Consider the following 12511-nt stretch of genomic DNA (forward strand, 5'->3'; position numbering starts at 1 on the left):
CTGGCGACCGCTGGGAGCCAGCGGCATTTTTTCTGAACGTTTTTTGCGACGAGCGGTACCCGAGTCGGAAAAAAGCTCCAGTTAGTCGTCGGTCGACGCCGCGAAGCCCTGCCCCGCGGCGTCGGCGTCCGGGCCAACGGACTCGGGCAGGTCCTCGCGGACGTCCTCGGCACCCTCGCTGAGCGCCCGGCTGTAGGCCTCCGGCATCACCTTCACGAACTTGTCGAGTTCCTCCTCCCAGTGCTCGAGGACGTACTCGGCACGGTCGGAGTCGGTGTGGGCGACGTGGTTCTCGACGAGGCGGCGCATCATGCGTCGGTCCTGCTCGCCGAGTTCACGGGTGGTCTCGACCATCCCGTAGTTCACCCGGTCCTCGAAGTCGCCCTCGCGGTCGAGGACGTAGGCGATACCGCCAGACATCCCGGCGGCGAAGTTCTTGCCCGTGTCGCCCAGACAGACGACGACGCCGCCGGTCATGTACTCGCAGCCGTGGTCGCCGACGGACTCGACGACCGCCTTCACGCCGGAGTTGCGGACGGCGAACCGCTCGCCGGCCTTCCCGTTGACGTACATCTGGCCCTGGGTCGCGCCGTACAGCGCGACGTTGCCGGTGACGATGTTCTCCTCGGGCTCGTACGGCGCGGAGTTGGGCGTCTGGACGATGAGCTTCCCGCCGGAGAGTCCCTTGCCGACGTAGTCGTTGCCGCTGCCGGTCAGCGACATCGTGACACCGTGCTTGAGGAAGGCGCCGAACGACTGGCCGGCGACGCCGTCGAAGTCGATACGGAAGGTGTCCTCCGGGAGCCCGTCGAGGCCGTGCTCCTTCGAGATGTGGTTCGAGAGGGTCGCACCGACGGCGCGGTGCTGGTTGCCGATTTCCATGTCCAGATGCGCGGGTTCGCCCGTCTCGAGGGCGTCGCCCAGCTCGTCCATGATATCCCAGTCCAGCTGCTCGTCGACCTCGTGGGTCTGGGGCTCGGTCTTGCGTCGCTGGTCGCCCGGCGGCTGAGCGATGACCGAGGAGAGGTCCAGCTTCCGGGCCTTCTCCTGTTCTACGTCGGTCCGCTGGGCCAGGTACTCCGGCCGGCCGATCATCTCGTCCAGCGACGTGAAGCCCAGGTCGGCCATTATCTCGCGCAGTTCCTGGGCCATGAACGTCATGTAGTTGATGACGTGGTCGGGCTCGCCGGGGAACCGGTTGCGCAGCTCGTCGCGCTGGGTGGCGACGCCGACCGGGCAGGTGTTCTCGTGGCACTGCCGGGCCATCACACAGCCCGAGGTCACCAGCGAGGCGGTCCCGAAGACGTACTCCTCCGCACCGAGGAGGGCGGCGATGGCCACGTCGCGGCCTGTCTTCAGGCCGCCGTCGGCGGTGACGCGGATGCGGTTGCGCAGGTCCGTCGCGCGGAGCATCTGGTTGGCCTCGGCCAGCCCGAGCTCCCACGGCAGGCCGGCGTTCTTGATACTGGTCTTCGGGGAGGCGCCGGTGCCGCCCGAGTGACCGGAGATGTGGACCACGTCGGCGTTGGCCTTCGCGACGCCGGCGGCGATGGTGCCGATGCCGGCCTCGGAGACGAGCTTGACGTTGATGTCGGCGTCCGGGTTCGCCGCCTTCAGGTCGTGGATGAGCTGCTTGAGGTCCTCGATGGAGTAGATGTCGTGGAGCGGCGGCGGCGAGATGAGCCCCACGCCCGGCGTCGCGTACCGGACGTGCGCTATCATCTCGTTGACCTTCTTGCCGGGCAGGTGGCCGCCCTCGCCGGGCTTGGAGCCCTGGGCCATCTTGATCTGGATCTCCTCGGCGTTGGTGAGGTAGTCGGAGGTGACCCCGAAGCGGCCGGAGGCGACCTGCTTGATGTTGCACTCCTTCTCCGTGTCGAAGCGCTCGGGCGGTTCGCCGCCCTCGCCCGTGTTGGATTTGGCCCCGAGCCGGTTCATCGCGATGGAGTTGTTCTCGTGGGCCTCGGGCGAGAGGCTCCCGAGGCTCATCGCAGCGGTCGAGAAGTGCTTCACGATCTCCTCGACCGGCTGCACGTCCTCGATGTCGACCGGGTCGCGGTCGGAGTCGAACTCCAGCAGGCCGCGCAGCGTCTGGAGCTGCTCGGTCTGCTCGTTCATCAGGTCCGCGAAGTCGCCGTAGCGCTCGTAGTCGCCCGTCCGAACCGCCTGCTGGAGCGCCCCCACGCTCTGGGGGTTCCACTCGTGGAAGATTCCGTCCGAGCGGTGCTCGTACTCGCCCTGCCGTTCGAGGTCGGCCTCCTCGCCCCACGCGACCGTGTGGCGCTTCGTCAGGTCGGTCTCCACGTCCTCGATGTCGATGCCCTCGGTCCGGGCGGTCGTGCCCTCGAAGTACTCGGCGACGAAGTCCGAGTCGAGGCCGACCGCCTCGAAGATCTGGGCGCCCTGGTAGGACTCGACGGTCGAGATGCCCATCTTCGCCATCGTCTTCAGGAGGCCGTCCTCGACGGCGTGGACGTAGGCGTCGACCGCTTCCTCCTCGTCGGCGCCGTCCGGACCGGCGACGAGGTCGCTGATGGACTGGTAGGCGAGGTACGGGTTCACCGCGCCGGCGCCGTAGCCGATGAGCGTCGCGAAGTGGTGGACCGCACGCGGGTCGCCCGACTCGATGACGAGGCCCGCGCGGTTCCGCAGGCCGTTGCGGACGAGGTGGTGGTGGACGCCACCGACCGCGAGCAGCGAGGGGATGGGGACGCGGTCCTCCCCGGCCCGGCGGTCCGAGAGCACGACGATGTCGTACTCCCGTGCGGCGTCGGTGGCTCGCGAGCGGAGGTCCTCGACAGCCGCCTCGAGGCTCGCGACCGCCTCGGGGTCGTACGTGATGTCCACGACCGTCGAGGAGAGCTCCCCATCGCCGCCGCCGAGCCCCTTGATGCTCGCCGTCTCCGCGTCGGTGAGGACGGGCGAGTCACAGACCAGCTGGCGGGCGTGTGCGGGCGACTCGTCGAGGAGGTTGCGCTGGTTGCCCAGCCGCGTCTCCATCGACGTGACGACCTCCTCGCGGATGTAGTCCAGCGGCGGGTTCGTGACCTGCGCGAACAGCTGCTTGAAGTACGTGAACAGCGGCCGGTTGAACTGCGAGAGCACGGAGAGGGGCGTGTCGTCGCCCATCGAGCCGACGGGGTCCTTGCCGTCGCTCGCCATCGGCTCCAGCAGGTGGTCCATCTCGTCGTACGTGTAGCCGTACATCGCCTGGTGGGCCCGCAGTCCGTCCACGTCACCGCGGGGAGCGCGGTCCTCGCGGTCGGCGATGTCGTCGATATCGACCTGTTCGGCGTCGACCCACTCACCGTACTTCTCGTCGAGCAGGCCGTCGAAGACCTCCTCGTCCGGGATGACGCGCCCCTCCTCGGGGTCGGCGAGGAACAGCTGGCCGGGCTGGAGGCGGTCGCGCGTCTCGATCTCCGAGGGGTCGTGGTCCATGGCACCGGCCTCGCTGGCCATGACCAGCGTGTTGTCGCTCAGCACGTCGTAGCGGCAGGGCCGGAGCCCGTTCCGGTCGAGGACGGCACCGATGCGGTCGCCGTCCGTCGCCGCAACCAGAGCGGGGCCGTCCCACGGCTCGACGAGGGAGGCGTGGTAGTCGTACCACTCCTGACGCTCCTCGGGGACGTGGTTGCCGTCCTTGCGCCACGCCTCGGGGATGAGCATCCGCAGGGCGTGGGGCAGGTCGCGCCCGCCTTCGAGGAGGAGTTCGAGCCCGTTGTCGACGGATGCGGTGTCCGACTGCTCCGGGTCGTCGATGATGGGCTTGATGGTCTCGATGTCGTCGCCGAACTCCTCGTGGGCGATGTCCGTCTCCCGGGCCCGCATCCAGTTGATGTTGCCCTGGATGGTGTTGAACTCGCCGTTGTGGATGATGTTGCGGTACGGATGCGCGAGGTGCCACGCGCCGAGCGTGTTCGTCGAGAAGCGTGCGTGGACCATCGCGAACGTCGAGGCCATCCGCTCGTCGGTGAGTTCGGGGAAGTAGCCGGGGAGCTGGTCGGCCTTCAGGAGCCCCTTGTAGACGAGCGTCTTGCGGTCCAGTGAGACGATGTAGAAGCGCTCGGCACCAGTGGGCTGCTCGTCCTCGAGTCGGTTCTCGATGGCCCGGCGGCCGACGTACAGTGCGCGGTCGAAGGCGTCCGCGTCGAATTCGCCCTCGGGCCGGACGAAGACCTGCGCGACCTGTGGCTCGCTCTCGACGGCCGTCGCGCCCAGCATCGAGTTGTCCGTCTCGACGCCACGCCAGTGGAAGGCCTCGAGGCCCTGGTCGGCGAGTTCCTGCTCGACGACCGCCTGGAGGCTGGCTGCGGCCTCGTCGTCCTGCGGGAGGAAGACGGAGCCGACGGCGTACTCCCGGGCGGGCGGGAGGTCGACATCGAGTTCGTCGCGGAAGAAGCTGTCCGGAATCTGGATGAGGACGCCGGCCCCGTCGCCCGTGTTCTCCTCGGCGCCGGTCGTGCCGCGGTGCTCGAGGTTCTCGAGGAGGTCGAGACCGTCCGCCAGTACGTCGTGGCCACCCTCACCGTCGAGGTCGAACACCACCCCGACGCCACAGTTGGCGCGGTGGTCCTCGGGGTCGGCGAGGAGCGTCGCACCGTCGTCGCTCGCGGACCCTGTCGTGCGTTCCTGCATGTCAACACCTCGCTCGACGCCGCATAAGAGGGTTCCTGTTAAGGACTAATGGTTCACTAACCGCAACTAAGGGGCATAATACGCCTTCACGGAATCCTAGGTGTCTGAACATGGCTGACGTGTGCGTGAACGTACCTCATGGTCGTGCGGGAAAGAGGATGTCGTCTCCGTCCGCGATTCACCGGCCGGCAGCGGGCTCAGTCGGCCGCCGGAACCCCGGCCTGCGAGCGGTGCTCCTCGACCAGTGCCTCGAGCCGTTCGATACGGGCACACAGCGCCTCGTAGCGGTCGTCCTCCGCCAGGCGGCGCTCGGACTGCTCGACCTGCAGGACGTTGCGCTTCACCCGGAGTGACCCGAGTTCGATGCGGAGTTCCTCGTACGTGCCCCGGTCGAGGAGCCCCTCGACGGTCTCCACCAGCGTCCCCCGGTCCACGGGCTTGAGCAGGTAGTCATCGAACCCCATCTCCAGAACGTCCATCTCGGGGGAGACGCCCGTCACCATCGCCACGCGTGCATCGAGCCCCCAGTCCCGGAGCGTCACCAGGACCTCGTCACCGGAGACGTCCGGCATGTGGCGGTCCAGTAGCACCACATCGATGCCCCCCTCGGCAAGGCGCTCCAGCGCCGGCTCCCCACCGTGGACGACCTCGACGTGGTAGTCGTCCCGGAGCCAGTCGGCGTACAGGTCCGCCAGCGGTTCGTCGTCCTCGACGAGGAGGACGGTTGGGGGAACGTTCGATGCCATGCTGTCTTCACTCGTACCTATAGACCGTATACTGATAATCCGCAAGTAGCGATATCTGGTTCTGAGAAGCGTTTTCAGAACCAGAGAACGGTCTCTGAGAGGAGCCGTCAGTCGTCGGCCGGAGCCGGGCCGCCGGACTCGCCGGCCGCGGTCGCCGTCGGACCGCCCTGCTCGATGGCCTCGATGAGCAGCTCGGAGATATCGACGATCTCGATGTCGTCCTCGAAGTCGCCGGTCTTGCGGCCGTCCTCGTACATCGTCATGCACATCGGACAGGCGACGACGAACTTCTCGACGGCCTGTCCCGCCTCCGTGTCCTCGAGGGCCTCGCGCAGGCGCTCCTCGGAGGCCTTCTCCTCCTGCTCGTGCTCGAGCCAGAGGCCGCCGCCACCGCCACCACAGCAGTAGGAGTTGTCGCGGTTGCGCGGCATCTCGTGCAGGTCACAGCCCGTCGCGCGGATGAGTTCGCGGGGGGCCGCGTACTCGTCGTTGTACCGGCCGAGGTGACACGGGTCGTGGTAGGTGACCGTGTAGTCCAGTTCCGTCCCCGACAGTCCGAGCGCGTTCCGGTCGACCAGCTGCTCGACGACCTGCGTCCAGTGGAGCACGTCGACCTCGCCGTTCTGGTTCCAGCCCTCCTCGATCTCGAACGGCATCATGGGGTCGTCGGCGAACTCGTCGAAGTCGACCTCGGGGTACTCGTTCTTGAACGTGTTGTACGAGTGCGGGTCCGTACAGACCAGCTTGTCGAAGTCACACTCCTGGAACGACTCGACGTGGTGGCCCGCGAGCTCGACGTAGAGGAACTCCTCGCCGACACGACGGATGTCGTTGCCGTCGTACTTCTCGTCGTCGAACAGGATGCCGAAGCTGACGCCGGACTCCTTGAGCAGTTTGGCGAGCGAGCGGGCGACCTTCTTGTTCCGGTCGTCGTAGCTCGGGTAGTCGCCGACGTACCAGAGGTACTCGACCTCCTCCTCGCGGGCGTCCGTGAGGTCGAACTCCAGCTCGTCGGCCCAGTCGGCACGCTTGCGCTGGGAGTTCCCGAACGTGTTGCCCTTCTGCATCACGTTCTGGAACACCTCCTGCAGGCTGGGCTGGATGTCGCCCTGGTCGGTGAGCTGGCGATTGAGCCGGGTGAAGCTCTTCAGGTGCTCGATCTCGACCGGGCAGGCGTCCATGCAGGCCATACACGCCATGCAGGACTCCATCGTCTCGGCGGCGATGACATCGCCGTCCTCCGCGATTATCTCCTGCTCCTCGCCCGTGGCGTCGACCTCCTCGCGGTACTGCTTGAGGTCGAGAATCACGTCGCGGGGGTCGAGGTTGCGACCGGAGGCGTTGGCCGGGCAGACCGACGAACAGCGGCCGCACTTCGTGCAGGCGTCCTGGTCCAGCATCTCCTTCCAGGAGAACTGGTCGATGGACTCGGCACCCGTGTCGGCGTCGAGGTCCGCGGGGACGCCGGGGAGCCGCTTGCCGGCCTTCTCGTCGCGGGTGACCACGTTCGCGAACGAGGAGATCATGTGGAACGGTTTGGCGTACGGCACAGCGGCGACGAAGACGAACGCCAGCAGCGCGTGCGACCACCAGCCGACCGGGTAGAGCGCGGCGGCCGCGCCGACGGACTCGCTCGGGCCCATCCCCAGTCCCTGGAAGAAGACGTTCAGCACGTCGGCGACGAACCAGCCGACGAACGAGACCTGCTCGAAGGAGATGAACTGGACCGCGCCGTTCTCGACGCTCGCGGTGCCGAGGATGCGCAGCCCCTCCTGGATGTAGCCACCGACGCCCAGCAGGAACAGCGACCAGACGAGGAAGGCGTCCTCCCAGCCCGTGTGCTTGCCGTGCAGCCGGTCCTTCCGGGTGACGTAACGCCGCCACAGCGCGATGCCGAGCCCGACGACGAACAGCAGGCCCATGAAGTCCATCACCAGCGAGTACGAGAGGTAGAAGTCGCCGATGAAGAACGACTGACGCTCGCCGGTGAACAGCATCGTGAGATTCCGGAAGAAGTCGATGTCGATGGCGATGATGGTCGTCCCGATGAGGAGCGTCAGGAAGCCCCACAGGATGAACGCGTGCATCACCCCGCCGACGATATCGCGGTTGAACTGTTTCTCGTTGGAGGCGACGATCTTGGCCGCGCTCGTGATGCGACCGGGGAGGTCGTCCAGTCGGTCGAACCAGTCCTCGGTGCCGCGCTGGTAGCGGGCGAAGCGGTCGTACACCCCGTAGGCGAAGACGAAGATAGTCACCGCCGCGAGGTAGTAGAACACCACCTCACCGGTGTGCGAAATCTTCCAGAACGTCGGTCGGGTGGTGACCCCGGACTCGACGCCGGCCTGCAAGGGTAGCGTCCACGTCATACCGCGGGAACGGGAGCCTATATGGTTAAGTCTTGTCAAGCGCCCGCACCCGCTCCGTTGCCGCCTTTTGCGCAAATTTCCAGCTGGATTTCCGCTGTAAAACCAGCAGCGAACGGGGTGTTTATCTCCGCGCCATCCCGTCCCCATCAGTCCGGTTCCATACACGGTCGCGGCCCGGTCGACCGCCGTCGCTACCGCTGCCCGTATCACGGGAGCCGCCCCACAGAACTAAATACCGCGGTCCGTCCCCACCAAGCCATGGACGAGAAGACGGAGGAGCTGCGGGACATCTTCGAGGAGGTGACCGGCGAGGAGACAGTCACCGAGAAACAGGAGGAGTCACCGGGGACGCTGGCGGGCGAGGACGACGAGGCGGTCGCCGAGCGGCTGGCCGACGTGGTCGCGCGCATGCGAGAGAAGTACGAGTTCGCGACCGACCTCTCGGACACCGAGTACGCCCGTGTCGTCCGGGGCTACTACGAGGGCGAGGACGACACCGACATCGCCGACGCGCTCGACATCGACCGCCGCGACGTGGTCCGGGCCCGGCTCGACGTGCATCTGGTCCGGGACCGGGACCGTGACGCCCCGTTCGAGCTGAAGGAGCTACGCAGGCTCCTGAACGCCGACGCGGACCTCGGGACGAGTGACCTCGCCGAGGAACTGGACGTGTCGGCGTCGACGGTCCGGCGCTACCGCCGCGTCGTCGAGACCGAGACGCAGATACGGAGTGTCTCGGCCCGCTACCAGGCCGAATTCGAGGACGTCCTGACCGACGCGGGCATCAGCCACGACATGACCAGCGACATCCAGGAGGACGGCCTCCAGGACGCCACCGAGGGCGCCGAGGCCGAGAGCGACATGTCGCTGTAGCCACTCGGCCCCGCAACGCTCCGTCACGAGACTTTTCAGCCCGGCCCTCGGACCCACCGCCGCATGTCGCCGCCCTCCACTCCCCTCCGACGACCGGACCGGTACTTCAGCGAGCGCACGGCCAGCCTCGCCCGTGGCCTCGCCGTCGCCGGCCTCACCATCCTCACGCTCCTGGCGGGCGTCTACGCGCTGGGCTGGGTGTTCGCCGCCAACGTCGACGGCACCGTCACGGTCGACAACCCCGCGTACCCGGGCGACACCTTCTGCGACGGCGACAGTCCCGGGCGCTTCACCCCGAGCGGCTGTGACGAGCCGAAGCAGGTCGAGCGGAACATCGACCACTTCATCTGGAAGGCCATCGGCACGGTCGCAGGACAGCTCGCCATCGGCCTCCCAATCGTCTGGGTCCTCGTCGCCGGGACACTCCACGCCGGGTCGTGGCTCGCAAACGGCGAGGGCCCGTTCGGCCGGACGCTGGCCGTCGCGGCCTGGGGGATGGCACCCACCCTGCTCGGCATGACGGTCACGCTCGTCGCGTTCTGGGCCACGTTCGACCCCATCACCGTCAGCAACGGGCAGGACCCCGCGACGTTCCGGGACCAGGCCGTCACACAGCTGGACACGATGCGTCTCGTGGGACAGGTCAGTGGCGTTCTCACGATGGCCTGGGGAGCCGTCATCTGGCGGTTCGGCCTGCTCCACGAGCGCGGGGTCTCCGGGACCGCGGCCTCGGCGGTCGCGGCCGTCGTCGCGGTCCTGTTCCTGCTGCTGGGCGTGGCGTGACGCCCCGGTCATCGTGTTATCTCCAGAGACACGCTACTACGCCGAGCGCCTGGCGAAGGGGAGCGGCTTCCGCGTCCAGCGGCGAACGGCCGCTACCCCTGGTAGCCGTCCCACTCGTGCCGGAGCAGGCCGTAGTGGTAGGTGTCGTAGTAGGCACCCTCGATGTAGATGGACTCGCGCTGGACGCCCTCGCGGACGAAGCCGAGTTTCTCCATCACGCGCTGTGAGGGGCGGTTGGGCTCGTAGACGCCGGTGTTGAGCCGGTGGAGGTCCAGCTCCTCGAACGCCCAGTCGATGGCCAGTGCGGTGCCACGAGGGGCGTACCCCTCGCCGTGGTGGTCCGGGTCGATCCACGCGCCCATCCACGCGGTGCCGTTGACGTGGTCGATGTTCCAGACGCCGATGTGGCCGACGGGCTCGTCCGGGGCGCAGATGCAGAACCCGGCGCCGTCGTCGTTGTCGGCGTACTCCTCGAACTCGTCCTCGACGGCCTGGGCGTTCTTCGGGGTCGTGTTCCGCATCAGACGGCGGACCTCGGGCCGGTTCGTCACGTCACGGACGAACTCGTGGTCCTCGGCCTGCCGGGGGCGGAGCGTCACCCCGCCGTCGTCGGTCGCGCGGAAGACGGGCCCCGGCATCACCGCTCACCCCCGTTGTCCGCGTTCGCACCGTCGCCGGCGTCGGGGCGCCGCTCGCCGCCGACCGTCCCGTCGGCGTCCGTGGCGAACGGGTTCGTGTGGCCGCGCTCGGCGGCGGTCGCGCCCGGCGGGCGGTCCGGGAGCCCGCGGGTGGTGTCCGACCGGTCGAACCAGTCGTCGGCGAGCAGCGAGTGGGCTATCACGTCGACGTGCTCGCCATCGACCCGCTTGAGTTCGCGCCGGACCTCGCCGACGCGGAAGCCGACGTTCTCCAGCACCGCACGGGAGGCGTCGTTCGTCACGAGCGCGAGCGCCCGGACCTTGGTCAGCCGGAGTTCCTCGATGCCGTAGGCGACCAGCTCGCGGACCGCGTCGGTGGCGTACCCCTGGCCCCGGTGCTCGGGGGCGATGGTGACGGCGATTTCACCGGTCCCCGCGGGCCGTTCGATGTCGAACAGCGAGACGTAGCCGACTGGCTGGGGCGAGGGCTGGTCACCGTCCGCGGCCTCGTCGCTGCCGCCGTCGCGCTCGGCGTCGCTGCTGGCGTCACCCCCCGCGTCCTCCCCGTCGTCGGCGTCGCGCGGGACGACGAGGAACTGTGCCCCCTCGTCGTCGGTGTCCGTCGCGGAGACGTGGGCCTCGAACCAGGACTCCAGTTCGATGTCGCTCTCCGGCCGGGTGAGCGTCATCCCGTGGCGGAGGTCGGGATCGGTGCGGAGCCGCGCCACGAACTCGAGGTCCTCGCGCTCGATGGTGTGGAGCGCCACGTCCTCGCCGACGCGGAAGGCGGGACCCGGCATCAGGCCTCACCACCGTGACCGAGGGCCGCGGCGGCGCCGTCCCACTCCCGGGCCAGCATCGAGTAGCGCACCACGTCGACGTGCTCGCCGTCGACGTACTTCTCGGCGGGCTGGATACCCTCCTGCTGGAAGCCGAGGCCCTCCAGCACCGCGCGGCTGGCCTCGTTCTGGACGATGGCGCGGGCGACGACCGTGTGCAGTCGCCGCTCGGCGAACAGGTAGTCCAGCATCAGGGCGGTGCCCTCGGTGGCATACCCCTCGCCCTGTGCCTCGGGGGCGACCCACGCGGCGAGTTCGGCGGTGCCGTGTGCGGGGTCGATATCGAACCCGACGACGTTGCCGACCGGGTCCTCGGCGTCCGTCGGGACGATGAGGAGGCCGACGCCGGAGTCGTCCTCGGCGTGCTGTTCGTGTCGCGTCTCGGCTTGCTCGCGGGTCTGCGGGAAGGCCGTCGTCAGACCCCATCGGACCTCGGGGTCGTTCCGGTTCTCGTGGAGGAAGTCGATATCCTCCTCGTTGGTGGGGTGGAGGGCGACGGTCTCGCCGCGACGGAACGCGGGACCAGGCATGGCCGTTACTCCTGTACGGAGTGACTAAACGCTTCCCTGAAACTGAGACACGTAATCACACCGAGAGGTTCCGGGGGTCACGCCGGGTCGTCGCCGTCCGGGTCGTCGCCGTCAGCCGGCTCCCCGTCCGAGCCGTCGCCATCCAGGGGGTCGCCACCCGGTCCGTCGGAAGTCGCTGGCTCGGAATCGGTCGTCCCCGCTTCGAAGGGATTCGCCGATTCGGCCGCCACCTCGTACCGTGCTCGCGCCTCCGCGACCGGGATATCCGTCGCGACCAGGTCCGGACCCGGCGCCGCCGCGCCCGAGGGCGACCGGCGCGCGGCGTAGACGCTCACGATACCGATGAGCACCGTCCCGACGGCGGTGATGGGTGTCGGACCGATGACGACGAGGGCCACCGCACCCGAGAGGAGCGTGAGGAGGGCCGCCGCGACCACGCCGAGGCGGTTCCGCCGCCGGCGCTCCTCGTCGTGAGCCGCGACGACGCGCTCGCCCAGCCCCGCGGGAACGAGTCGGACGGTATCGGCCGCGTCGCCGGGGAACTGGAGACAGTCGACCCGGTCGAGCTCGTCGCTCATGGGCGAAGTCACGGGCGGGGCGCGCAAGAAGCCGGGGAGAGCGTGGTGGGCAGGGTGCCCACGGAACGCCGCCCCAAGAGTGGGAGGGCCCGTGGAGAGCCTCGGCCGCGTGGAGGGCATCAACCGCGTGGCCGCCTACTGCGTGGCCGCCTCGCTCTCTTCGGTGGGGTCGCCAACGTGGTGGTTGTGTCCGAGGACGAGGACAAGGGCGTTCACGAGCAGGAGTCCGACGAACGTCGAGAACTCGCCGCCCGTGAGCCCGCCCAGCAGGAGCGGGACGTAGAGGAATGGCATGACGACCGCCGACCAGAAGGCGGTAGCCTGGAGCAGCGGGCGCACGTGGTCGACGGCGGTGCGAGCGCCACGGCGGAGCTGGTCGGCGATGCGGGCGGGAGAGGCGTCGGCGGGGGGCCACAGCGAGGGACTGTTCGTGGACATCGTGCTTCACTCACCTCATGTGACGACACCAGCATATAACCGTGAGAGCCTTCGTATCGTTTCGGACCTTTCACCACGT

The 12511-nt window shown here is 68.3% G+C and carries 10 protein-coding genes; 2 read left to right on the plus strand and 8 right to left on the minus strand.

Annotation, left to right across the window (positions count from 1 at the left end):
* Positions 1-81: 81 nt before the first annotated feature.
* The 3 genes from gltB to NL115_RS04285 form a co-directional block, all read right to left on the minus strand.
* Entirely contained in the window at positions 82-4638 is a 4557-nt protein-coding gene (gene gltB, locus NL115_RS04275) for a glutamate synthase large subunit (RefSeq protein WP_254831968.1), read from the minus strand.
* Between the two features lie 197 nt (positions 4639-4835).
* A complete protein-coding gene (locus NL115_RS04280; protein WP_254831969.1) occupies positions 4836-5384 on the minus strand; it encodes a response regulator in 549 nt (182 codons plus the stop codon).
* A gap of 107 nt (positions 5385-5491) precedes the next feature.
* Entirely contained in the window at positions 5492-7753 is a 2262-nt protein-coding gene (locus NL115_RS04285; protein ID WP_254831970.1) for a (Fe-S)-binding protein, read from the minus strand.
* A 258-nt stretch (positions 7754-8011) separates the two neighbouring features.
* On the opposite strand from NL115_RS04285, the gene NL115_RS04290 reads away from it, so the two are divergent.
* Together NL115_RS04290 and NL115_RS04295 are read left to right on the plus strand one after the other, a co-directional pair.
* Positions 8012-8626 (plus strand): conditioned medium-induced protein 4, encoded by a 615-nt coding sequence (locus NL115_RS04290; RefSeq protein ID WP_254831971.1) that lies wholly within the window; start codon positions 8012-8014, stop codon positions 8624-8626.
* Between the two features lie 63 nt (positions 8627-8689).
* Positions 8690-9409, plus strand: a complete 720-nt coding sequence (locus NL115_RS04295; protein WP_254831972.1) for a Yip1 family protein — start codon at positions 8690-8692, stop codon at positions 9407-9409.
* 92 nt (positions 9410-9501) lie between these two features.
* Here NL115_RS04295 and NL115_RS04300 read toward each other — a convergent pair whose 3' ends face one another.
* From NL115_RS04300 to NL115_RS04320, 5 genes are all read right to left on the minus strand, one after another.
* Entirely contained in the window at positions 9502-10047 is a 546-nt protein-coding gene (locus NL115_RS04300) for a GNAT family N-acetyltransferase (protein WP_254831973.1), read from the minus strand.
* The gene (locus NL115_RS04305) at positions 10047-10847 is read right to left on the minus strand and encodes a GNAT family N-acetyltransferase (protein WP_254831974.1); all 801 of its coding nucleotides are present in this window, start codon (positions 10845-10847) and stop codon (positions 10047-10049) included. The genes NL115_RS04300 and NL115_RS04305 overlap by 1 nt, the downstream gene beginning before the upstream one ends.
* Positions 10847-11416 (minus strand): GNAT family N-acetyltransferase, encoded by a 570-nt coding sequence (locus tag NL115_RS04310; RefSeq protein WP_254831975.1) that lies wholly within the window; start codon positions 11414-11416, stop codon positions 10847-10849. The genes NL115_RS04305 and NL115_RS04310 overlap by 1 nt, the downstream gene beginning before the upstream one ends.
* Before the next feature lie 77 nt (positions 11417-11493).
* Positions 11494-11994 (minus strand): hypothetical protein, encoded by a 501-nt coding sequence (locus NL115_RS04315; protein WP_254831976.1) that lies wholly within the window; start codon positions 11992-11994, stop codon positions 11494-11496.
* Positions 11995-12129: 135 nt separating this feature from the next.
* On the minus strand, positions 12130-12432 hold the full coding sequence (locus NL115_RS04320) for a DUF8028 family protein (protein ID WP_254831977.1): 303 nt from the start codon (positions 12430-12432) through the stop codon (positions 12130-12132).
* Between the last annotated feature and the right edge of the window lie 79 nt (positions 12433-12511).

This window comes from Haloglomus salinum (genome assembly GCF_024298825.1).
GTDB lineage: Archaea > Halobacteriota > Halobacteria > Halobacteriales > Haloarculaceae > Haloglomus > Haloglomus salinum.

Coding starts and splice junctions, on each gene's coding strand:
- NL115_RS04290 (WP_254831971.1), top strand. CDS start 8,012: ATGGACGAGAAGACGGAGGAGCTGCGGGACATCTTCGAGGAGGTGACC.
- NL115_RS04295 (WP_254831972.1), top strand. CDS start 8,690: ATGTCGCCGCCCTCCACTCCCCTCCGACGACCGGACCGGTACTTCAGC.
- gltB (WP_254831968.1), bottom strand. CDS start 4,638: ATGCAGGAACGCACGACAGGGTCCGCGAGCGACGACGGTGCGACGCTC.
- NL115_RS04305 (WP_254831974.1), bottom strand. CDS start 10,847: ATGCCGGGTCCCGCCTTCCGCGTCGGCGAGGACGTGGCGCTCCACACC.
- NL115_RS04300 (WP_254831973.1), bottom strand. CDS start 10,047: ATGCCGGGGCCCGTCTTCCGCGCGACCGACGACGGCGGGGTGACGCTC.
- NL115_RS04320 (WP_254831977.1), bottom strand. CDS start 12,432: ATGTCCACGAACAGTCCCTCGCTGTGGCCCCCCGCCGACGCCTCTCCC.
- NL115_RS04280 (WP_254831969.1), bottom strand. CDS start 5,384: ATGGCATCGAACGTTCCCCCAACCGTCCTCCTCGTCGAGGACGACGAA.
- NL115_RS04310 (WP_254831975.1), bottom strand. CDS start 11,416: ATGCCTGGTCCCGCGTTCCGTCGCGGCGAGACCGTCGCCCTCCACCCC.
- NL115_RS04315 (WP_254831976.1), bottom strand. CDS start 11,994: ATGAGCGACGAGCTCGACCGGGTCGACTGTCTCCAGTTCCCCGGCGAC.
- NL115_RS04285 (WP_254831970.1), bottom strand. CDS start 7,753: ATGACGTGGACGCTACCCTTGCAGGCCGGCGTCGAGTCCGGGGTCACC.